Origin of the sequence: Krasilnikovia sp. M28-CT-15 (genome assembly GCF_047159595.1) — a bacterium.
Classification (GTDB): Bacteria; Actinomycetota; Actinomycetes; order Mycobacteriales; family Micromonosporaceae; genus Actinoplanes.
Map to the genome: position 1 here is coordinate 6,769,496 of NZ_BAAGAK010000001.1, position 20,261 is coordinate 6,789,756.

Here is a 20,261-nt window from a genome sequence, read left to right on the forward strand (position 1 = left end):
CGCGCCGGTCCGTCGATGGCACCACATCGACCTCGTCACCTGGCCGAGACGCGGCGGGATTTGCGGCCTCACTACCCGGCCGAGGCGGGGCGGGCACCTCTATGCGGGCGGCAGGCTGCCGACGGTGAGCCGCGACCTGGTCTGCCGTGAGAGCGGCGCCGGAACGTGAGCCGCGCATGGTCTCGCCCGCAGCCGGACCTGACGTGGGCGCCGCGGTGCCCGCGGGCGCAGGCGGCGCAGTGCCCGCAGGCGGGGGCGGCGGTGTTGCCGTACCGCTTGGTGTCCGGCTCGGGCGCCCCCCGTCGCGGACCGGTGGGGTGTCCACCCGCGTGGCGTCGAGGCGAGGACCCGCCACCTTGGGCTGGTCGACTCGGGTAGGCGTATCGGGCATCTGCCGACGCCCGACCGTGGCCTTGCCTGGCGTGAAGACCGGGCGCCCGTCAGCAGCCGGCGTGACCGGGGCGCGGCCCGGAGACACCGGCGGACGGCCGGGTGACACCGGTGGCACCGCCGGGGAAACCGGAGCCCGCCCAGGCGACACCGGAGGGCGCGCTGGTGAAACGGGCGGGCGGGCCGGGGAGACCGGTGGCCGCGGACCGGGCACGACCGGCGCCGAGCCCGTGGCAGTGAAGCCGCTGCCCGGCACTACCGGCGGGCCGAACGGGGCAGCGGAGCGGTCGCGGCCAGCACCCGGCCGCCGCATGGTCGGGCTCATCGGGAACGCCAGCTTCGACCGGCGGCCCGTAGCGCGCAGGAGCAGCCGCTCCGCCTCGTCCGCGTTGATCCGGTGCGTCGGATCCTTGCGCAGCAGGCCGTTGAGGACCGGTTTGAGCGGGCCAGCGTTGCGGGCGGGTGGCGGATTCTCCGTGGCCAGGGCCGCCAAGGTGGCTATGGCCGACGCCCGCCCGAACGGCGACTGCCCCTCGACCGCGGCATAGAGCGTTGCGCCAAGCGACCACAGGTCCGCGGCCGGCCCGGCCGTGCCGTCACGGGCACGCTCCGGTGCGATGTACGCGGGCGAGCCAAGGACCAGGCCCGTCCGGGTCACGTTCGGGTCGCCGGGGACCGTGGCCAGGCCGAAGTCGGTCAGCACCACACGGCCGTCCTCGCCGAGCAGCACGTTGCCCGGCTTGACGTCACGGTGCACCACGCCGGCACGGTGGGCCGCACGCAGCGCGTTGAGCATGCCGAGGCCCATCTCGGCCGCGCGTACCGCCGGGAACGGGCCGTCGCTGGCGAGGATGTCCTGCAAGGAACGCGAGGGCACGTACTCCATGACGATCCACGGATCGGCATCCGTACGCAGCACGTCGAAGACGCGAACCACGTTGATGTTGTTGAGCCGGGCGATGGCCCGGGCCTCGCGCAGCGACCTCTCCCTCATCTCCCGCCGCTCGTCGACCGTCAGGCCGGGAGGCGGCACCAGTTCCTTGATGGCGACGTCACGGTGGAGCACGATGTCGACCGCGCGCCAGACACGACCCATCCCGCCCTGACCGAGTGGCGCGACGAGCCGATAACGGTCAGCGACCATGAGCGGGGGAGAAGAAGACATCACGCAGAAAATACCCGGTCCTGTCGAGCCGCAGCTAATTGATCAGCAGTCTGTGGGACGTGTGTCACCGTCCGCGCGCACCGCCGTCGTAAGCTGCGTCGATGGACCCTGAAACCATGTTCAGCGTCGTCCGTGGCACGCCGACCGCCGAGGAGGTCGCCGCGCTCGTCGGCGCCCTGGTCAGCCGGGCAGCAGCGCCAGCTGCTCCGACACGACGGGCGCCCGTGAGCGCCTGGGTACGCAGTGCCAGGCCGGTCAGCGGGACCGGATCGTGGCGGGATTCCGGTTTGCCTCGTTAGTGGGGATCGGTCCGGCCCCAGGCGATTGTCCACAGCGTCTGGTCCAGCCCCCCACGACGTCGTGTCAGGGACTACTCTTCCGAGAGATCTCGCACTCGGGGGAGGGCTGATTCATGATTCCGGAAGAGGACCGGCCGCCAGCCTGGCTGGCCGACTACGGCGCCATCGAGGCCGACATCCAGGCGATGGAGGACTTCGCCGCCGGCCTGGCCAAGGAGGTCGACTCGGGCTACGGCCCCCACCTCGACCTCGTCACCAACTCGATGCTCACCCCGCTGCCGAGCGCTCCACACCTCCCTGAACTCCAGGCGTTCCTCACGCGCCACCACGAAGTGCAGAGCGTGACGTACTCCAACACGTACAACTTCCGCGACGGCACCGGTCGGTTCGCCGACGCAGCCAAGACCATCAGCCACGAGTACCGCGGTTCGGACGCCTTCTCCCGCGCCCGAGTCAACGACGTGGACAAGGCCTTCGACGCCGCCGCGACCGCGCCGCAGACCGAGTACGGGACGGTGTTGCCCTGATGTTGATCGCTGACGGTGGCGGCGGATACGGCGGCACGGACTGGTTCGGGTACGACGTTAAGCGGATGTGGGAGGCGATCGCCGACCAGGACACCAAGCCGCATTACGAGGTGGTCCAGGGCTGGCGGCGCGCCTCCGAATTGACCGATGAGCATCTCAGCCGCGTTCGGCGGTACCGGGACAACCTCGCAGACGCATGGCCGCCGGAGAAGAGCCCGGCGTCGGCCGCGTACATCGCCCGGCTGGACGAGCTCATCGTGCACCTCACTGAGACCCACGCCGCCGCATCGGCCAACTACACGACCTTCGCGTCAGTCGCCCTTGAACTGAGCACGGCGCGCGCCAAGATCGAGCCGCTGTACAAGGAATACATGGCCAACCAGGCCAGCATCACCAAATGGCAGGCAGACCGGGACGCCGCGGCCGCTGCGGCGAAGCCGTCCTCAAGCCCGACGCCCTCGCCGTCGCCCAGCCCGCAGGCGTCTCCCGTACCCACCACGCCGCCGGTGTCCACCGAGCACCAGGAACAGCTGAACAACCAGGCGCGAAGTGTCATGTACGCGCTAAGCAACACCGTGATCAGCGCGCAAGCACAGCTTCAGCAGCCAAAGCCATACGAGGTTGACACCACCCCAAAACGCCAGGGTGAGGGTCCAGAGAAAAGAACAGGGTCTGACACCCCACTACCCCCCTTGATTCCAGTCCCTGCACCACCTCCAACGCACGTCGTTCAAAGTCCTCACGTGGCGACCACGCCGCTAGTGACGTCGGGCCAGCCGAGCGGACCAACGATCAATCCGGCGCTAGCGACCAATCCGGCGCTCGCGACCAATCCGGTGGGAGGCCCAATACTGTCGGGTACTCAACTTGTGGCACCCCCACCTGTTAGCTCGCCGGTCGCTCCTGGGTTGACGATCGGTGCCACAAATACATTGCCGCCTGGCACGTCCGGATTCCCCGGCTACCTGCCTCCCGGGGTCACTCCCCCGCTGGGCGTGCCCTCGCCCGGCGGCTCACTCGCGGCCATGCAGGGTAAGGCTCCTATTCCCGGGGGCGCGCTCAAGCCTGGTTTTGGCGCACAAATCGGCCGACTCCCCTCGATGCCGTCCGGCGGCGTGATCGGGTCAACACCCGGCAGTGGAGTCATCGGACAGTTGCCCGCCAGCGGCCCCGGTCAGACTCGGGCGGGTGCAGGGCCAGGCCGAGTCAACCCGGTTGGAGGGGTCATCAATCCGCAGTCGAATGCGGGGACCCGATCGGGCACAGGCCGCGCAGCAACGGTACGGCAGGGATCGGGCGGACAGGCCGGAGCCACATTCGGCCAATCCCGCAGCTCGCGCCGCGACCGGTCGGAATCCACAAACGCGGCTCATTGGGACCCGGACAACCCCTGGGCGACCAATGAGGGTGTTGATCCTGTGGTAATGCCCCAGGAGGACCCGGGACCAATAAACCCGGGCCCTGTTATCGGCTTCAAAGAATGATCCGTCGGCTATTCGCATCTATCGCCGCCATGCTGGCAGCTATCAGCATCGTCACCGTGGGCAGTCCAGCATTCGCAGACGATATTCGTGATAGGCAATGGCACCTCAAGTCTCTGAACATCGCGGACGTTCATTCCATCAGTACTGGGCGTGGCGTCACCGTCGCGGTGATCGATTCAGGTGTCAGCAACCATCGCGACTTGTCGGGGAGTGTCCTTGCCGGCAAGGATTTCACCGATTCGAGTGGGTCCGGCCAGACCGATACGAACGGGCATGGAACAGCGATGGCTGGCGACATCGCCGCTCACGGAAAAGGCGAATCTGGGGCCCTCGGCATCGCACCTGATTCCAAAATCCTCCCGGTTAGAGTTCTTACGACAGGCAAGACTGGTCGCGGCCTTGGTCCAGCTATCTCATGGGCAGTGACACACGGCGCCGACGTCATCAATATCTCGCTCGGCGGAGGCGCCACTCCCGACCTTTTCTCCGCATTGGAAGCCGCCGAGAAGGCAAACGTCGTGGTCGTTGCCTCGGCGGGAAACCTGCCTGAGTCTCACGGAATCACATCCCCAGCATTCGTTCCCAGTGTTGTAGCAGTGGGGGCAGTAGATCGCGACGGAAAGCGGGCCTCGGTCTCAGCGAGCGGCGCCGCGCTCGACCTAATGGCGCCGGGTACGGACATCATGAGCACAAGCGTGCACAATCAGTATGCGGCCGGGACTGGCACCTCGGACGCCGCGGCGATCGTGTCTGGAGCAGCTGCACTCATCCGCAGCAAATACCCCGCGCTTAGCGCACGCGAAGTTGTGGCCCGTCTAGAGTCCACCGCCATCGACAAAGGCGCACCCGGCGTCGATCCAGAATATGGGCACGGCGTCATTGATCTCGTGGCGGCACTATCGACGGATGCGCCCGTCGCGACAGACCAGCCGAGCGCCAGCCCGTCACCCGCTGATAGCATTCCCCAGGCAAACTATTCGCCGTCCGGAGACAGTGCGGCGGCATCCGCAACACAATCGAGCGGAAGATCGTCGCTCCTCTTCGGAATTGCTGCCATGCTGGCCGTCCTTGGCGGACTAGCAGCCTTTCTCATACTCCGCCGGCGGCGAAACTAATCCACAAGGTCATGCCGCGCACCGAACAATCGCGAACCGCCAGTGCTCGTTCGCTCAGGCGACCAACCCGCACGAGCACCGCAGATCCGGTCCACGGCTGACAGTGCTGGCGTGGGTGGGCACCCGTCGAACACAGGCCAGGTCGCAGGACCAACGTGCCATCGGCGGAGCCAGATGACCAGGCCCCTCTTCGCGGCCATCGCGGCAGTGCTTGCCGGAATCAGCACCGCCACCTTCGCAGGCCCGGCGCACGCAGATAAGGTCCGCGACCAGCGTCGTGGACATCGTCGCGGCATTGTCGGTGGGTGCGTCAGCCACAACGGACCAGCCGAGCGCCAGCCCATCAACCGTCGCAGACACGCCTCCGGCCGACTCTTCACCATCTGCTACGAGGAGCGCGGCGGCCTCCGCGACACGGTCAAGGGGAGCTCGTCACTCCTGTTCGGGGGTGCCGCCACCCTGGCCATCCTTGGCGGGCTGGCAGCCTTCCTCATACTTCGCCAGCGGCGAAACCGGTCCAACTAAGTCATCGCTGCACCGAGACATTCGGCTGCGTTGAGTCCTCGCTCACTCAGGCGAACGCCGGCGCTCGGCTTGTCCACGCGACAGTCCTAGCGAGAGCCAGGCATTCACCAATCGCGTGCCAGCCGTAGACCACAGCCAACCGTTTGGGGCATCGACTGGGCCCCGGTCGGTAGTCGATTCCTGATACCGTTTTTCTGCTCTGCGTCGGTCTTCTCGTACGTCTTGGTCACCCGCCGCCACCAAGGCTCCGCGCTCACCGTGCTGGGAACGCGGCCGACACCCAACAAGTCACCCTGCCAGGCTTCGATGCTCAACGTTCGACTCTGCGCATGAATGCAATCTGTCCGAGTTCCTCGAGGTTGACCAGTTCCCAGCCGCGCGCTTCCAGCATCTCAACGGCCGCAAGGACAACGTCGACCCGAGCATCAAACTCGGCCCGGCCGGAGCCCGGCCGGATCGGCGTCGGGACCGAGAGATACATGTAGCGGAACGGGTATGCATCGACGTTCGCCCGCCCGGCGAGGACGTCCTCCGCGATGATCCGGCGTGGTGGTCGGGATAGGGTCATGCCGGAACCAGTGAGCCGAGCATTTCCGTGGCGATCGTCGCTGCCGCGTCCCGCAGAGCGCGCTTGCTCTTGGCATCACCCTTCCTGGCTGCTAGCTGGATGTCGAGGTTGACATTCCCGGAACGCACGGCAATCCGCATCGAGTCGGAGCCGGTGTCAGCCGAGATGTACGCCTGCTCACCGACCCCGTTCAGTGGCGTGGGGAGGGTTGCGCTGAGGATCTGCCATTGGGCGTCGGCCGCGGCCTGCAATGTTGAGGTGCTGAGGTGCAGGCTGATCGTCGATGCTGTGCCGTCACCTGGGCCCCATTGACAGTCGATGCTGTTACCAACGGTCTTGACATCGGTCGAATCGGTAACCTTGCCGGCACCGTTGATCCCGAGCGCCCCGACCGCCGGATCGGTCAACTGTGGACACGACAGGCCCTTGGTCGCCCACTTGTGGGTCGCTGGTGGCACCGGCCGGGTCACCGCCGAGGGCAGCGGGCCCGGACGGCTCGGCCCGGACGAAGGCAGGTCAGTGCGTACGTCGGGGACGTCGGGTCCAGCACAACCAGCCGCGGTCGCCGCGGTAAAGGCAGCCAGACAGCTGAGAAGCAGCCGGGCAATCATGAGGTCACCGCCTGCGGCCAGTGCCCTCCGGAAAAGGCACTGTCGTCGCTGTGATCATTCGCGACCTCGCCGATCAGACTGAGTACATCGGCCAGCCGGTTTCCGAGGCTGGCCATGTAGTTGACGATGTTCGAGGCGAACCTGCCGAGCAGCGTCGATAGATCATTGGTGGCCTCTTGTGCGCTCAACGGGTCGCCCGTAGCAGCTGCCGTGCCGACATCGACGGTCACCTCGCGTCCGCACCCTCGATGGCATCAAGGCCCGGCACAGGTTGACCTGGCAGAGTATGCGCCAGCGCATCCTCGAGGTTCTCGACGAGTCTCCGGGCATCACGTATCCGGAAATCATCGAATTCGGTCATTTGTCGCCCTCTCGGATCAGGTTCTGCCGGAATGGTATGCGCATGAGTGAAGGCTGTGGGGGCGCGCCGAGTCCTCAGACGACCCTGCCCTGAGCCCTTGTAGCGTTGCGGCGTGCAGACCGACATCTCGTACCGTCTGGTGCTCGCCTCCGCGAGCCCTGCCCGCCGTGCCCTGCTCAAGGCCGCCGGTATCGACGCCGACATCCTCATCAGCGGCGTCGATGAATCGATCGTCGAGGCGGAGGATGCGCACACGCTCAGCCTGACCCTGGCCCGCCTGAAGGCCCGTACGGTCGCCGCCCGCCTGCCCAGCGACCCGGGCACTCTGGTCCTCGGCTGCGACTCGGTGCTGGCCTTCGACGGCCAGATCCTGGGCAAGCCGGCGAACGCCGACGAGGCGGTGCAGCGCTGGCGCGCGATGCGCGGCCGTTCCGGGATTCTGTACACCGGCCATCACGTGACCGACCTCGTGGAAGGTAAGCAAGGCGAGGAGGTCGGCACGACGATCGTGCACTTCGCGGACATCTCCGACGCCGAGATCGACGCGTACGTGGCGACTGAGGAGCCGCTGCACGTGGCCGGATCGTTCACGATTGACGGGCGTGGCGGCGCGTTCGTGGAGCGGATCGAGGGGGACGCGGGCAACGTGATCGGGCTGTCCCTGCCGCTGCTGCGCCGCCTGCTCGCGGGCTTCGGTATCTCCATCACCCAGCTGTGGCGGGACTGACGACTGTCGTTGTCCACAGGCTCCCCGCCGCCTTCCGTAACGGCCTAGGGTCGTAGGCATGACGTTCAAACCGCTGCCGCTCACCGCCGAACTGCACGCCTATCTGCTTGACCACAGCACCGCGCCGGATGAGGTCACGGCCGAGCTGATCGCGGAGACCCGGGCCGCGTTGCCCGACGACGCGGGCATGCAGGTGGCGCCCGAGCAGGCGGCTTTCCTCCGGATGCTGACGACGGTGATGGGCGTGCGCCGGGCGGTGGAGGTGGGCACGTTCACGGGCCTGTCGTCGCTGTCGATCGCGCGCGGGCTCGCCGACGGCGGCCGGCTGAACTGCTTCGACATCTCGGAGGAGTTCACGAGTGTGGCGCGCCGCTACTGGAAGCGCGCCGGCGTCGACGACCGGATCGAGTTGCGCATCGGGCCGGCGTCCGCTCGGCTGAGCGAGCTTCCCGCGGAGCCGCACCTGGATCTGGTGTTCATCGACGCCGACAAGGAGGGTTACGAGACGTATTGGGGGGAGCTGGTGCCGCGGGTGCGTCCCGGCGGCGTCCTGCTCATCGACAACACCTTGTGGTCGGGGCGGGTGCTCGATCCGCAGAGCGCCAACGACCGGGCGATCACCGCGTTCAATGACATGGTGATCGCAGACAAGCGGGTGGAGGCGGTCATCCTGCCCATCGCCGACGGTCTGACGATGGCACGCCGCCTGCCCTGAGCACCCCGGTGCCCCTGGCAGCCACCAACTTTCGCCGATCGGCACGACGAGCGCTGACGTGCGGCGGCCCGCGACCGAAAGGCCGCGGGCCGCCAGGACGGACTCCAAGGACCGAAACGCTGCGCGCCACCGGCGGCGCACCACGCCGCCCGAGCCCACGCCTTCATCGACCGAACAACCGCGCGCCACCCGGGACGAACCTCAATGACCGAGAAGCCACGGGCCACCGGGACGAGCTCCAACGACCGAGAAGCCACGGGCCACCGCGAAGGACTCCAGCGGCGCGGGCCGCGTCCAACACGATTCAGCGGACGCTGCGGGCGAACATCCGGGCCGCCCACGCCACCGCCGCCGCGGCGAGCACGGCCATGATGACCAGCCCCTGCCAGACCGCGTCCGAGCCCAGGTCGCCGCGGAACAGCGCCCGGGTCCCGTCGACGGCCCAGGAGAACGGGTTCCAGTCGGCGACCCCCTGCAGCCAGCCGGGGGCGAAGGTCAGCGGCAGCAGGATGCCGGAGAGCAGCAGGACCGGCTGGGCCACGGTGTTCATCAGCGGCGCCAGGGCGTCCTCGCTTCGCACCTTCAACGCGACGCCGTAGCTGACGGCCGACGTCATCAGCGAGATCAGACCAAGCATCAGGTACGCCAGCAGCAAGTTGCCGATGAACACCCGAAGGTCGAACACCAGCGCGAGGAGCGTGATGATCACCGCCTGGGCGATAATCGAGACGACGTCGCGCAGCGACCGGCCGAGCAGCAGCGCGAGGCGGCTGACCGGGGTGACCCGGGACCGCTCGATGATGCCGGCACGCAATTCGGCGATGAGCCCGAAGCCCTGGAACAGCCCGCCGAAGATCGCCAGCAGCACGAGCAGGCCGGGCACGAAGATCTCGTACGCCTCGGCGTCGGTGCGCACCTGCAGCGCGGGCTTGAGCAGCGGCGCGAACAACAGCAGGTACATGACCGGCTGGAACACGCCGACGAAGATCCAGACCGGGTTCCGCAGCAGCAGCAGGGCCTGGCGCTGGAAGATCAGCAGGGTGTCACGAAGCAGCTTCATGGCTCATTCCTCCCGCAGCGAGCGGCCGGTCTTGGTCAGGAAGACGTCGTCGAGGCTGGGTCGATGCAGCTCGATCGTGCCGAGCGGCACCGACGCGCCATCGAGCGCGCGCAGCACCAGGGGGATCGCCGTGGCGCCCTCGTCGACGTAGAGGCGTACCGCGTCGTCCTGGGTTTCGAGCTTGTTCACGAACGGCGCGGCGTCGAGCACCTCGGCGGCGGCGGGCACCGCGGCGCGGCTCAGGCCGACCCGGACCACGTCGCCGGAGATCTCGCGCTTGAGTTCGGCGGGCGTCCCGGAGGCGACGATCTGGCCGTAGTCCATGATGGAGATCCGGTCGCAGAGGGCGTCGGCCTCGTCGAGGTAGTGCGTCGTGATGAACACCGTCATGCCCTCGTCGCGCAGGCGCCGGACCTCGTCCCACATGTGGGCGCGGCTCTGCGGGTCGAGGCCGGTGGTGGGCTCGTCCAGGAAGACGAGCTTCGGCTCGTGGATGATGCCGAGCGCGATGTCGACCCGGCGGCGCTGGCCACCGGAGTACGTCTTGCACTTGCGGTCGGCGTATTCGCTGAGCTGGAACGCGTCGAGGACCCGGTTGGCGCGTTCCGTCGCGACGGAACGGGAGATGCCGTACAGGCGGGCCTGCAGGACCAGCTCCTCACGGGCGGTGGAGTCGTCCCAGGTGCTGCCGCCCTGGGCCACGTACCCGATGCGGCGGCGCACCTCGCCCGGGTTCTTGAGCAGGTCCGCGCCGGCGATGGTGGCGGAACCGCCATCGGGCTCGATCAGGGTGGCGAGCATCCGCAGGGTCGTGGTCTTGCCGGCGCCATTGGGCCCCAGGAAGCCGAAGATCTCCCCTTCGGCCACGCTCAGGTCGACGCCCCGCACGGCCTCGACGATCTTCTTCTCGCGTCCCTGCCGGGACGTGAACGACTTGCGCAGTCCTCGCGTCTCGATCACTTGACTTCCCCCAGTCGTGGGGCAGGCGAACGCCTGCCACGGGGCAGCGTAGGGTGGCCGTCGCGACTAGTCAAACTTGAATAGTCAGCGGCTGACCCACTCCGATGGCCAGTCGGGTTTCCCGGCATCGCCGCCCAACGAAGCCCCTCCAGCCGGCAAAGGCCTCCCGCCCGACGACGCCCCTCCCGCCGGCAAAGGCACTGACGAAACCCCTTCATCCGGCAAGGGCCGCTCTGCACGCATCGGCCCCTCGGCCGCCGGAGACTCCTCGGACGGCAGGTAAGGATCCCCCTGTTCGATTCGCTTGGCCACCCGCTCACACCAGGCGATCTCCGCCTCGGACCGGTCCATGGCCAGCTCCCACATCCACCCCACGAACACCGGCTTGCGCGCGGCCCACTCCGATCCCAGCGCGGACTGCAACTGCTGCACCCCGGCCCGCAGCTGGGTCGCCCGGTTGCGCAGGGCCGCCGCGGCCTCCTCCCGGGGCAGCGCGGGCAGGAACGAGAACGCCGCCAGGAACGGGTCCGGCGGGGTGGCGAGATGCCACCAGTTGCTGCGCAGCAGCGCCTGGAACTCGCTCGCGCCCTTCTCGGTCACCTCGTACGTGGTCCGGGCCGGGCGCGCGCCCACCTGCTCGGTCGCCACCGACCGCAGCAGACCCTCGTCGGTGAGCTTGCGCAAGGCGTGATAGATCGAACCCGGCTGCACGTTCGCCCACTTGTCGGCGCTCCAGCTCAGCAGCTCACGCCGCACGTCGTAGCCGTGCACCGGCTGCATCCATTGGACAATGCCGAGGATCATCATGCGGGTGGCGGACACGAAGTCAGCGTAATGGCCAAACTTGACTGAAGCGCGGGGCCGGTGTCGGGACGCTAGGCTCAGCCACGTGCGCAAGGTACTGATCGCGAATCGCGGCGAGATCGCCGTCCGTGTCATCCGGGCCTGCAAGGACGCGGGCCTCATCAGCGTCGCCGGATACGCCGACCCCGACCGGGACGCGCCGTTCGCGCGGCTCGCCGACGAGGCGTACGCGCTCGACGGCACGACGGCCGCGGAGACGTATCTACGCATCGACAAGCTGCTCGACATCGCGGCGCGCAGCGGCGCCCACGCGGTGCACCCGGGCTACGGCTTCCTGTCGGAGAACGCGGAGTTCGCGCAGGCCGTACTCGACGCGGGGTTGATCTGGATCGGGCCGAGCCCACAGGCCATCCGCGACCTGGGCGACAAGGTCACCGCCCGGCACATCGCGCAGCGCGCCGGTGCCCCGCTGGTCGCGGGCACGCCGGACCCGGTGGCCGACGCGGACGAGATCGTGGCGTTCGCGCGCGAGCACGGGCTGCCCGTCGCCATCAAGGCGGCGTTCGGGGGTGGCGGGCGCGGCCTGAAGGTCGCCCGCACGATCGAGGAGATCCCGGGGCTGTTCGAGTCGGCGACCCGCGAGGCCGTGGCGGCGTTCGGGCGCGGTGAGTGCTTCGTCGAGCGCTACCTGGACCGTCCGCGCCACGTCGAGGCGCAGGTGCTGGCGGACACGCACGGCAACGTGATCGTCGTCGGCACGCGGGACTGCTCGCTGCAGCGCCGCCACCAGAAGCTGGTCGAGGAGGCGCCCGCGCCGTTCCTGTCCGACGCGCAGCGCGAGCAGATCCACTCGAGCGCCAAGGCGATCTGCCGCGAGGCCGGGTATCACGGCGCGGGAACGGTGGAGTATCTGGTCGGCCAGGACGGGACCATCTCGTTCCTGGAGGTCAACACGCGGCTGCAGGTGGAGCACCCGGTCAGCGAGGAGACCGCGGGCGTCGACCTGGTCCGGGAGCAGTTCCGGATCGCGGCGGGTCAGCGGCTGCGCTTCACCGAGGACCCGCGGCCGCGCGGCCACTCGATCGAGTTCCGGATCAACGGCGAGGACGCGGGCCGCAACTTCCTCCCGGCGCCCGGCACGGTCACCGCGCTGACCTGGCCGTCCGGCCCGGGGGTCCGGGTCGACGCGGGCGTCGAGACGGGCACGGTCATCGGCGGCAACTTCGACTCCATGCTCGCCAAGATCATCGTGACGGGCGAGGACCGTGCGGAGGCCCTGGCCCGCGCCCGCCGCGCCCTGGACGAGACCGTGATCGAGGGCATCGCCACGGTGCTGCCGTTCCACCGGCTGGTCGTGCGGGACGACGCGTTCACGGCCGAACCGTTCACGGTGCACACCCGGTGGATCGAGACCGAGTGGGCGGGCGGGGTCGAGCCGGTCGCCCACGCCGCGCCCGGCGCCGAGGAGGCGCCGCGCGAGACCGTCGTGGTCGAGGTGGGCGGCAAGCGGCTCGAGGTCCGTCTGCCCGCCAACCTTTCCTCGGGTACGCCCGCAGCAGGCGCCCCGCGTCCGACTGCCCGCCGCAGCGGCGCCCGTCAGCAGGCCCCGGCCGCCGGTGGCGCGGCGGCGCTCACCGCGCCGATGCAGGGCACGATCGTCAAGGTGGCGGCGCAGGACGGCGACACCGTGTCCGAGGGCGACGTGATCGTGGTGGTCGAGGCGATGAAGATGGAACAGCCGCTGCAGGCGCACCGTTCGGGCACGGTGTCGGGGCTGTCCATCGAGGTGGGCGCCACGGTGACCGCGGGCACCACCATCTGCACCATCGACTAGCTGCGCAAAGGGCCGGGGCGGGCCGCCGGTACGGGACCTACTGGGGCGTGCATACCGTTCTTCCGGTCCTGCGGGATACCGGACCTGGTGGCAGCGGGCCACCAAACCTCTTGTTGAGGTCGCCTCGATTGATGGCCCCGCCATGGACCCCTAAAGGATCAGGTCTGCCGCGACCGGCTTACCCGTCGGCGTTTCCCACGGCAGTGGAATTGATCTTGGCGCAAATTCCGCGATGTGTTCGCGGAGTCGTTCGGCGATCGAAGCGGGAGCGGAACCTCTCGGGTCTTGCGGCCTTCAGGCTCCGCGAAAACCAGCTTCGCACGTACGATCATGATTTGCCTCCGCACGCGGACGATTTCTTTGTCGAAATCGATATCGTCCACGGCAAGGCCCAGAACCTCCCCTTGCCGCATACCGCATCCGGCGCCCAGGTCGATCAGTCGTTTGTAGCGCCGAGAGAGATTGCTTCTCAGCGCCTCAACTCGCTCAAACGGCCCGCCGGCGCGGGCCGGTCGCGCCGCCCAGCAGGGCCGCGCCGGAGGCGCGCCGATCCGGGCAAGCGCCCTTAGCCGCGGGCGGCACGGGCGCGACCCGGGCGGTTCCAGCCCTACGGCAGGCGCGAACGGCAAATAGCCCCGGAGCCGTACCCGCAGATGGGGCAAGGTTCCAGGGCTACTCACACTGCTCACGGACTATCCGGAGTGGCGGGGGCCGCCGGTCGAGGCGGCCGACGCCCACCTGTTGCAGCTCAATCTCAACCTCGCGGCGGTCGGCGGTGCGCCCGATGAGGTCGGGTTGTCCCGGACTTTCGACTCGGACCGGCGTGACGAACTGCTGAAACAGTGGGAGATGCTGCGGACCGAGATCGGCCGGACGGCCCCGCCACCGAGCAAGCTGACCAGGTCGTCGTTCCAGAGCACCGACCAGGGCGGCGAGTCGGTGACCGTGACTGTTCCGGTGTCGGCGCAGTGGTAGGGCGGGACGGCGACCGGGTACAGGAGCGAAGCGCACCCGTCGACCTTCACCGTGCGGCACCAGGACGGCGGGCGGAGGCTCAGTGCGGTGCAGCCCTACCCGTGGTGCGGCGGGTACGTCGACAACACGCACTGCTGCTAAGACCTGTCCTCGTCGGACGGGCAGGCTCCCGGGATGATCCAGACGGGCCGGTCCCCCGCCCGAACGTGGTGGAGGTCGTGCGGGGTCATCCCGGCCGCCTGTCCAAGGGATGCCAGCCGCCCGCCCGGCAAGGCAAAGCCCAGACGACCAGGATCCCTTGGGGAGGGCGGGGAGTGGTGGCGCGGGGGCTCGCCAAGATCGACCAGCAATGCGCCAGCAACCCTAGGATGTAAAACGCTGTCAGACGATCACAACTGCTGAGGGTTGACTCGCTGCTCAACGCGTGGTCTTGGCGGACCCGAGTGACTGCCGAGGCGAATGGTGAAGTCGCCGATTACCACAATCTCTGGTCGGTTGCCTGGGTTACCCACTCGTAAGGGTCGTTCGGCGCCTGTCAAATTCCTGAGTTGCTTCTTGGCGAAAATGTGTACAGCATCCGGCGCCCTCGGTAAAAATTGGTCTGCTCACGCCAGGACTATCCATTAAGAAAGGTCGGATCTATCAATGCGTACAACCCGACGCATCCTGACATTGTCTACTGCTGTTTGCGGCGTCCTAGTCCTCGCGTTGTCCGGATTTTCCGGCCCCGTGCAGGCTGTCACTGGCGCGCATCAGGCGAGTGCCACCAAGCCCGCGATCCAGCCCGTCGACGACAATATCTACAACTACTACAGTGACAAGTGCCTGAATGTGGACCTGCGACACGGACCGGTCCATAACGGCACGAAGGTGCAGATGTGGCGCTGCAACGACTACGACAATGAGCTGTGGACCTACTACTCCGATCTCACAATTCAGAGCAGCTATGACGGGCGTTGCCTGGAAGCCTCTCGTAAGACCGCGTTCAAGAACGGTGGCAAGGTGCAGGTGTGGACCTGCAACGGCAGGACCAACCAGCAGTGGTACATGTACTCCGACGGAACCATCGTGAACGCGTATTCTGGCCTCTGCCTGGAAGCGGCTCGCAAAACGGCGTTCAAGAACGGTGGCAAAGTGCAGGTGTGGCGCTGCAACGGTAGAACCAACCAGATGTGGTACTTCTGAGCGAACGCATTAGTACGTGGCACCGTAGACAGCGTGCATAACTGGGTGGATCGTCAATGACGATCCACCCGTCGCTGGTTCTCCACGACCCGCACTGATCCGACCCCGGACCGCGTAGCCATGAGCCAGCGCAAGCGGCCGAACACCGGTACAGCAGAGAAGTACAGCAACCGACCAGCCCGAACGAAGGCGAACCGGTCCGCGGGCGGCTCCTGAGCTGCGGTTGATGTCGCACTCACCGCCGGTACTCCCTCGGTATCGGCGCAGCGGTCGGGCGGGACTGCGACCAACTACAAGAGCGACGCGCACCCGTGGACCTTCACCGCGCGGCACCAGGACGGCGAATGGAGACGCAGCACAATGCAGCCGTACCCGTGGTGCGGCGGGTACGTCGACCAGACGCACTACCGCCAAGGACCTGTCCTCGCCGGACGGCAGGCTCCCAGGATGATCCAGACGATCGGCCCCGGCTCGTCGGTGGTTGAGGTCGGTGCGGCTGGGTTGGGGTGGCTCAGGCCGTCCCAGGCCGTCCGAGGTTCGCGAACGTTGACCGACAACGGCCACTGCTACCAACGTTTGCCCAGCTCAGCCCCTTCATTGCCGACCCTGACCAGGGCTTGGATTGGCGGGCCGCCGGTACGGGACCTACCGACGGCCCGGGGGCGCCGCATACCCGGACGCGGCCGGATACGGGCGCGCGGTGTCCGCCACGCCGACAACGGGGACCCGGCGTCGCGAACGCATCAACCGTACGCGCCACGAGGACGATCACGTATCGGCAAACCGACTGCCCATCAGGCTCGAACCGCCCCACAACGGCACGAAACCTACCCACCTAGGCCAGGTCGGCAACGTACCGTGTCCGGCATCACGGCGTGCAGCGGTCCGACCTGAGCGCATGCTGAGATCAGCACATTCACTCGTGGGTGACCGGGGTGTACTGCCCTAAGACGCCATGAGCCCTTGAGCCGCGAGGTGGCCGACCGCATGACCGATCTGTTGACCGCTGTGGCGACACCGGCCTGGGCCTACCTCGCGCTGTTCGGGTTCCTGGCCGCCGACGCCATGGTGCCGGTCGTCCCGATCCAGGCCATCATGATCACCTCAGGCGCCCTCACGGTGTACGGCAACCTGAGCCTGCCGCTGGTCATCGCGGTCGGCGCGCTGGGCATGTTCACCGGCGACTCGATCGCCTTCGTGCTCGGCCGCACGGCGGGCGGCGGCCGGGTCGGCGATCGACTGGCCGCACTGCGCCACCGGTGCGCCCCACGCCACGACGGGGTACTGGGCGTGTCCAGGACCCGCCGGGCCGCCGCCCGGTTCACCCGCGGCCTGCGCCGCCCCGGCCCGCTCGTGCTGCTGCTGTGCCGCTTCGTGCCGGGCGGGCGGATGGCCGCGGGTTACCACGCCGGGCGGACCGGATACCCGATCAAGTTGTTCGTCGCCTACGACGGCGCGGCCGCGATCTGCTGGGCCACGTACGGCGGCATGGTCGGGCACGTCGGGGGGACCGCGGTGACCCAGTCGGCGTGGCGGCTGTTCGCGGTCGCCGCCACCGCCGCGGTGATCTTCGGTACGGCGGGCTGGGTCCTCGCCCTGTCCGGCGGCGGCGACCCCAGCGCCCTGACCAACGCCGACGACGACCTCGACAGCGGCGCGGATCCCCACCACAGCGCCCCCAAGACCCCCGCCGACCACCCGGCGACCACTGACCACCCGCCAGCGCCCCCGAAGCGTCGAGCCCGGGCGCGCTGACAGGAACCCACCCCTTCGACGGGCGATCTTGGTCGGATTCCGCCCTCATAGGGGCGCCATCTGACCAAGATCGCGGGGTCGACGAGCAGTGCGACGCTGCCTCGTCCGACTCGCGGACGGGCGGTGGCACGGCTGGGCAATCTGGGCGGGGCGGGGTACCAGCCCCTCGAATGCGAGGGGCGCGCCTCGCGGGTGGGCGGTGCCGGGAGCCCGGGCGAGCGCCTGCAGCCCGGGCGAGCGCCCCTGCGGCCCGGGCGAGCGCGCCTACTGCAGCTCGTGTTGCATCAGCTGGCGGGCCGCCTCGGCGATCGAGCCGGACAACGAGGGGTAGATGGTGATCGTGTGGGCCAGCTGGTCCACGGTGAGGTTGTTCTCGATCGCCATCGTGATCGGCAGGATCAGCTCGCTGGCCTTGGGCGCCACCACCACACCGCCCACGATCTGACCCGTGGCGGGGCGGCAGAACAGCTTCACGAAGCCGTCGCGCAGCCCGGCCATCTTCGCCCGCGCGTTGCCGGTCAGCGGCAGCATCACCTGACGGGCGGGCACCTTGCCGGCGTCCACGTCGTTCTGCGAGACCCCGACCGTGGCCAGCTCCGGGTCGGTGAAGACGTTCGCCGACACGGTACGCAGGCGCAGCGGCGCGACCGCCTCGCCCATCGCGTGCCAGATCGCGATCCGGCCCTGCATGGCGGCGACGCTGGCCAGCGGCAGCACCCCGGTGCAGTCGCCCGCCGCGTAGATGCCGGGCACGTTGGTCCTGGACACCCGGTCCACGGTGACGTACCCGCCGTCGGCGACGTCGACGCCGTACTCGCGCAGGCCCAGATCGGCCGTGTTGGGGATGGCGCCGACCGCCATGAGGGCGTGCGAGCCCTCGACCGTGCGGCCGTCGGACAGGGTCACCTGCACCCCGGAGCCGGACCTGACGACCGCGTCGGCGCGGGACTGGTTGAGGATGGTCATGCCGCGCTCGCGGAAGACCCGCTCGATGGCCATGGCCGCGTCCGCATCCTCGTGCGGCATGACCCGCTCCCGGCTGGAGACCAGGGTCACCTGCACCCCCATGGCCAGGTACGCGCTGGCGAACTCCGCGCCGGTGACGCCGGAGCCGATCACGATCAGGTGTTCCGGCAGCTCGGTGAGGTCGTACAGCTGGCGCCAGTCCAGGATGCGCTCGCCGTCGGGCACGGCGGTGCGCAGCACGCGTGGGGTGGCCCCGGTGGCGATCAGCACGGTCGCGGCGTCCACCGCGTACGTTTGGCCGCCCGCGGGGGTGATGAGCACCTGGTGGGTGTGGCCGAGGGTGTCCTCGCCCAGCCGGGCCCGGCCGGTGACCACGTCCACCCCGGCCTTGATCAGCTTGGCCTGGATGTCGCCGGACTGGGCCAGGGCGAGGCTCTTGACCCGCTCGTTGACCGCCTTCGCGTCGACCGTGACGCCCTCGAGCCCGGCCGAGCGGACCCCGAACCGCTCGTTGTGCCGGTATCCCGTGACCACCTCGGAGCTCGCGATGAAGGTCTTCGACGGCACGCAGTCGGAGAGCACGCAGGCCCCACCGGCACCATCGGCCTCGACGAGGGTGACGTCCGCGTCGAGCTGGGCGGCGACCAGGGCGGCTTCGTAGCCACCGGGGCCCCCACCAATGATGACTATCCGGCTCACAGCTCTCCAATCCTCGCAAAACTCACCCCGACGTGCCGTTACGCACCTTCGTATTCTCCCCCACCGGGGCAGCGGGCTATCGTCATCGCCGTGCGTCATTACGCCGCGTACGGCTCAAACCTCGACCCCGCCCGCATGCGGGCCTACTGCCCGCACTCGCCGATGGTCGGCGTGGGGTGGATAGAAGGCTGGCGCCTCACCTTCGCGGGTGAGGGCGACATGGGCTGGGAAGGTGCGGTCACCACGATCGTCGAGTCTCCCGGAGACCGGGTCTTCGTCGCGCTGTACGACGTCCATCAGTGGGACGCAGCACAGCTCGACGAGGTCGAGGGCGTCACCGCGGGGGCGTACCAGAAGGTCACCCTGCGGGTGTCGACGCTGGAGGGGGACGTCAGCGCCTGGGTGTACGTGTTCGCCGGCTACGAGGGCGGCATGCCGACCGCGTGGTACCTGTCCGAGATCGCGAACGCGGCCGAGAAGGCGGGCGCCCCGGACGACTACGTCGCCGACCTGCGCTCGCGCCCCACCCGCACCGCCTCACCCGACGTCTGACCGGCCGAGCCGATCAGGCTCCCGCCGCTGGCACGGTGCGCTGGTAGATGTCGGCCTCGTACAGCGGGCGCATGCCCACCGCGCGGTAGAGACGGGCGGCCTGGGTCGGGTTGGCCAGGTCCACGCCGAGACCGCCCTCGGCGCGCCCCTTCCCGGCGTACACCGCGAAGGCGCGGCGCAGCAGCGCCTCACCCACCCCCCGCCGCCGGTACGGCCCGAGCACCGCGAGGTTCTTCACCCAGCCGCCGTTGTCCTCGGCCCCCTGGTCGGAACTCTGCAGCACCCCGGCCCACTGCCCGTCGACCTCGCCGACGAACCACTCGTCGTACGCGAGGCTGCTCTCCGCCGCCAGCTGGGCCCGCCACGTCTCGTAGTCGGTCGCCCGGTGGTCGGTGTCCGCGAACGCCTCCTCGATCGTCGCGTGGAACCGGCGCATCTCGGCGTCGTCGTCCGCGCGCACCGGGCGCACCGTCACCCCGGCCGGCGGCTCCGGCACGACGCGCTCGCTGCCGTCCAGCGCGATGCTCATCCGGGCGTGCCGCTTGACGAACGTGAACCCGGCCGCCTCCAGGGTGGCGACCCACGCCTTCTCGGTCGCGATGGCGCCCGCGCGCACCGTCATCGGGTCGTACCCGAAGTCACGGGCCCGCTCGGCGACCCTGTCCAGCATCCGGTCCAGCAACGGGCGCAGCGCGGGCTCGCCCCGGTCCGGCCAGACGTACACCTCGACGAAGTCGCGCTCGCCGCCGGTGGTGTTGTGCGGATACGCCCAGCCGACCAACTGCTCCGCCGCGTCCAGCGCCACCCAGCAGTCGCGGGTCATGTCGGTGTTCGGGGCGGTCAGCGCCTCCCGGACCTCCTCGGCGGTGAAGTCCGGCTCGCCGACCGCCGCGATGTCGCTGGCGTGCACCAGCGCCAGCAACGCCGGGATGTCGTCCAGGGTCGGCCGGCGCGTCGTCCAGCCCTCAGGCATCTCGCTCATCC

20 protein-coding genes and 1 pseudogene are annotated in these 20,261 nt (G+C 68.8%); 11 read left to right on the forward strand and 10 right to left on the reverse strand.

Going from position 1 to position 20,261, the window contains the following annotated elements:
- Positions 1–678: 678 nt before the first annotated feature.
- A pseudogene (locus tag ACMCNO_RS31030) lies at positions 679–1,555 on the reverse strand (serine/threonine-protein kinase); the annotation flags it as partial.
- 116 nt (positions 1,556–1,671) lie between these two features.
- Here ACMCNO_RS31030 and ACMCNO_RS31035 point away from each other — a divergent pair.
- The 4 genes from ACMCNO_RS31035 (at position 1,672) to mycP (ending at position 4,980) form a co-directional block, all read left to right on the forward strand.
- Complete coding sequence (locus tag ACMCNO_RS31035) at positions 1,672–1,854, forward strand: acyl-CoA carboxylase epsilon subunit (RefSeq protein WP_412753867.1); 183 nt, start codon at positions 1,672–1,674, stop codon at positions 1,852–1,854.
- Positions 1,855–1,967: 113 nt separating this feature from the next.
- Positions 1,968–2,381, forward strand: a complete 414-nt coding sequence (locus ACMCNO_RS31040; protein WP_412752977.1) for a hypothetical protein — start codon at positions 1,968–1,970, stop codon at positions 2,379–2,381.
- Positions 2,381–3,865: a hypothetical protein gene (locus ACMCNO_RS31045; RefSeq protein WP_412752978.1), complete on the forward strand. Its 1,485-nt coding sequence runs from the start codon at positions 2,381–2,383 to the stop codon at positions 3,863–3,865. Before ACMCNO_RS31040 ends, ACMCNO_RS31045 begins: the two co-directional genes overlap by 1 nt.
- A gap of 29 nt (positions 3,866–3,894) precedes the next feature.
- Positions 3,895–4,980, forward strand: coding sequence for a type VII secretion-associated serine protease mycosin (mycP, locus tag ACMCNO_RS31050; protein WP_412752979.1), 1,086 nt, complete (start codon positions 3,895–3,897; stop codon positions 4,978–4,980).
- Positions 4,981–5,815: 835 nt separating this feature from the next.
- Here the strand turns inward: mycP and ACMCNO_RS31055 are convergent.
- The 3 genes from ACMCNO_RS31055 to ACMCNO_RS31065 are packed head-to-tail and all read right to left on the reverse strand — an operon-like array spanning position 5,816 to position 6,914.
- The gene (locus ACMCNO_RS31055) at positions 5,816–6,073 is read right to left on the reverse strand and encodes a hypothetical protein (protein ID WP_412752980.1); all 258 of its coding nucleotides are present in this window, start codon (positions 6,071–6,073) and stop codon (positions 5,816–5,818) included.
- The gene (locus tag ACMCNO_RS31060) at positions 6,070–6,684 is read right to left on the reverse strand and encodes a hypothetical protein (RefSeq protein ID WP_412752981.1); all 615 of its coding nucleotides are present in this window, start codon (positions 6,682–6,684) and stop codon (positions 6,070–6,072) included. Before ACMCNO_RS31060 ends, ACMCNO_RS31055 begins: the two co-directional genes overlap by 4 nt.
- Complete coding sequence (locus tag ACMCNO_RS31065) at positions 6,681–6,914, reverse strand: hypothetical protein (protein WP_412752982.1); 234 nt, start codon at positions 6,912–6,914, stop codon at positions 6,681–6,683. The genes ACMCNO_RS31060 and ACMCNO_RS31065 overlap by 4 nt, the downstream gene beginning before the upstream one ends.
- Positions 6,915–7,157: 243 nt before the next feature.
- On the opposite strand from ACMCNO_RS31065, the gene ACMCNO_RS31070 reads away from it, so the two are divergent.
- Positions 7,158–7,772 (forward strand): Maf family protein, encoded by a 615-nt coding sequence (locus ACMCNO_RS31070; RefSeq protein WP_412752983.1) that lies wholly within the window; start codon positions 7,158–7,160, stop codon positions 7,770–7,772.
- A 58-nt stretch (positions 7,773–7,830) separates the two neighbouring features.
- Positions 7,831–8,487 (forward strand): O-methyltransferase, encoded by a 657-nt coding sequence (locus ACMCNO_RS31075; protein WP_412752984.1) that lies wholly within the window; start codon positions 7,831–7,833, stop codon positions 8,485–8,487.
- 304 nt (positions 8,488–8,791) lie between these two features.
- On the opposite strand, the gene ACMCNO_RS31080 is transcribed toward ACMCNO_RS31075, so the two are convergent.
- The 3 genes from ACMCNO_RS31080 to ACMCNO_RS31090 all read right to left on the reverse strand — a co-directional run bounded on the left by ACMCNO_RS31080 (position 8,792) and on the right by ACMCNO_RS31090 (position 11,329).
- Positions 8,792–9,547 (reverse strand): ABC transporter permease, encoded by a 756-nt coding sequence (locus ACMCNO_RS31080; protein ID WP_412752985.1) that lies wholly within the window; start codon positions 9,545–9,547, stop codon positions 8,792–8,794.
- A gap of 3 nt (positions 9,548–9,550) precedes the next feature.
- Positions 9,551–10,507, reverse strand: a complete 957-nt coding sequence (locus ACMCNO_RS31085) for an ATP-binding cassette domain-containing protein (protein ID WP_412752986.1) — start codon at positions 10,505–10,507, stop codon at positions 9,551–9,553.
- Between the two features lie 84 nt (positions 10,508–10,591).
- Positions 10,592–11,329 carry a helix-turn-helix transcriptional regulator gene (locus ACMCNO_RS31090; protein WP_412752987.1) on the reverse strand — a complete coding sequence of 246 codons (738 nt, stop codon included), beginning with the start codon at positions 11,327–11,329 and terminating at the stop codon, positions 10,592–10,594.
- 67 nt (positions 11,330–11,396) lie between these two features.
- Here ACMCNO_RS31090 and ACMCNO_RS31095 point away from each other — a divergent pair, with 67 nt between their 5' ends.
- Positions 11,397–13,145, forward strand: coding sequence for an acetyl/propionyl/methylcrotonyl-CoA carboxylase subunit alpha (locus ACMCNO_RS31095; RefSeq protein WP_412752988.1), 1,749 nt, complete (start codon positions 11,397–11,399; stop codon positions 13,143–13,145).
- A 158-nt stretch (positions 13,146–13,303) separates the two neighbouring features.
- On the opposite strand, the gene ACMCNO_RS31100 is transcribed toward ACMCNO_RS31095, so the two are convergent.
- The gene (locus ACMCNO_RS31100) at positions 13,304–13,834 is read right to left on the reverse strand and encodes a tyrosine-type recombinase/integrase (RefSeq protein WP_412752989.1); all 531 of its coding nucleotides are present in this window, start codon (positions 13,832–13,834) and stop codon (positions 13,304–13,306) included.
- 52 nt (positions 13,835–13,886) lie between these two features.
- Here ACMCNO_RS31100 and ACMCNO_RS31105 point away from each other — a divergent pair, with 52 nt between their 5' ends.
- From ACMCNO_RS31105 to ACMCNO_RS31115, 3 genes are all read left to right on the forward strand, one after another.
- Entirely contained in the window at positions 13,887–14,120 is a 234-nt protein-coding gene (locus ACMCNO_RS31105; protein WP_412752990.1) for a hypothetical protein, read from the forward strand.
- A gap of 645 nt (positions 14,121–14,765) precedes the next feature.
- Positions 14,766–15,305, forward strand: coding sequence for a ricin-type beta-trefoil lectin domain protein (locus ACMCNO_RS31110; RefSeq protein WP_412752991.1), 540 nt, complete (start codon positions 14,766–14,768; stop codon positions 15,303–15,305).
- Between the two features lie 987 nt (positions 15,306–16,292).
- Positions 16,293–17,060, forward strand: coding sequence for a DedA family protein (locus ACMCNO_RS31115; protein ID WP_412752992.1), 768 nt, complete (start codon positions 16,293–16,295; stop codon positions 17,058–17,060).
- Between the two features lie 264 nt (positions 17,061–17,324).
- On the opposite strand, the gene ACMCNO_RS31120 is transcribed toward ACMCNO_RS31115, so the two are convergent.
- A complete protein-coding gene (locus ACMCNO_RS31120) occupies positions 17,325–18,725 on the reverse strand; it encodes an NAD(P)H-quinone dehydrogenase (RefSeq protein ID WP_412752993.1) in 1,401 nt (466 codons plus the stop codon).
- Positions 18,726–18,815: 90 nt separating this feature from the next.
- On the opposite strand from ACMCNO_RS31120, the gene ACMCNO_RS31125 reads away from it, so the two are divergent.
- The gene (locus ACMCNO_RS31125) at positions 18,816–19,277 is read left to right on the forward strand and encodes a gamma-glutamylcyclotransferase (protein ID WP_412752994.1); all 462 of its coding nucleotides are present in this window, start codon (positions 18,816–18,818) and stop codon (positions 19,275–19,277) included.
- Positions 19,278–19,290: 13 nt separating this feature from the next.
- On the opposite strand, the gene ACMCNO_RS31130 is transcribed toward ACMCNO_RS31125, so the two are convergent.
- Positions 19,291–20,259, reverse strand: coding sequence for a GNAT family N-acetyltransferase (locus tag ACMCNO_RS31130; RefSeq protein WP_412752995.1), 969 nt, complete (start codon positions 20,257–20,259; stop codon positions 19,291–19,293).
- Positions 20,260–20,261 lie beyond the last annotated feature (2 nt).

What these genes read in the sequence shown, in the direction of transcription:
- ACMCNO_RS31055 (WP_412752980.1), bottom strand. Translation starts at nt 6,073, where the DNA reads ATGACCCTATCCCGACCACCACGCCGGATCATCGCGGAGGACGTCCTC.
- ACMCNO_RS31080 (WP_412752985.1), bottom strand. Translation starts at nt 9,547, where the DNA reads ATGAAGCTGCTTCGTGACACCCTGCTGATCTTCCAGCGCCAGGCCCTG.
- ACMCNO_RS31040 (WP_412752977.1), top strand. Translation starts at nt 1,968, where the DNA reads ATGATTCCGGAAGAGGACCGGCCGCCAGCCTGGCTGGCCGACTACGGC.
- mycP (WP_412752979.1), top strand. Translation starts at nt 3,895, where the DNA reads ATGCTGGCAGCTATCAGCATCGTCACCGTGGGCAGTCCAGCATTCGCA.
- ACMCNO_RS31115 (WP_412752992.1), top strand. Translation starts at nt 16,293, where the DNA reads ATGACCGATCTGTTGACCGCTGTGGCGACACCGGCCTGGGCCTACCTC.
- ACMCNO_RS31110 (WP_412752991.1), top strand. Translation starts at nt 14,766, where the DNA reads ATGCGTACAACCCGACGCATCCTGACATTGTCTACTGCTGTTTGCGGC.
- ACMCNO_RS31130 (WP_412752995.1), bottom strand. Translation starts at nt 20,259, where the DNA reads ATGAGCGAGATGCCTGAGGGCTGGACGACGCGCCGGCCGACCCTGGAC.
- ACMCNO_RS31035 (WP_412753867.1), top strand. Translation starts at nt 1,672, where the DNA reads ATGTTCAGCGTCGTCCGTGGCACGCCGACCGCCGAGGAGGTCGCCGCG.
- ACMCNO_RS31045 (WP_412752978.1), top strand. Translation starts at nt 2,381, where the DNA reads ATGTTGATCGCTGACGGTGGCGGCGGATACGGCGGCACGGACTGGTTC.
- ACMCNO_RS31075 (WP_412752984.1), top strand. Translation starts at nt 7,831, where the DNA reads ATGACGTTCAAACCGCTGCCGCTCACCGCCGAACTGCACGCCTATCTG.
- ACMCNO_RS31060 (WP_412752981.1), bottom strand. Translation starts at nt 6,684, where the DNA reads ATGATTGCCCGGCTGCTTCTCAGCTGTCTGGCTGCCTTTACCGCGGCG.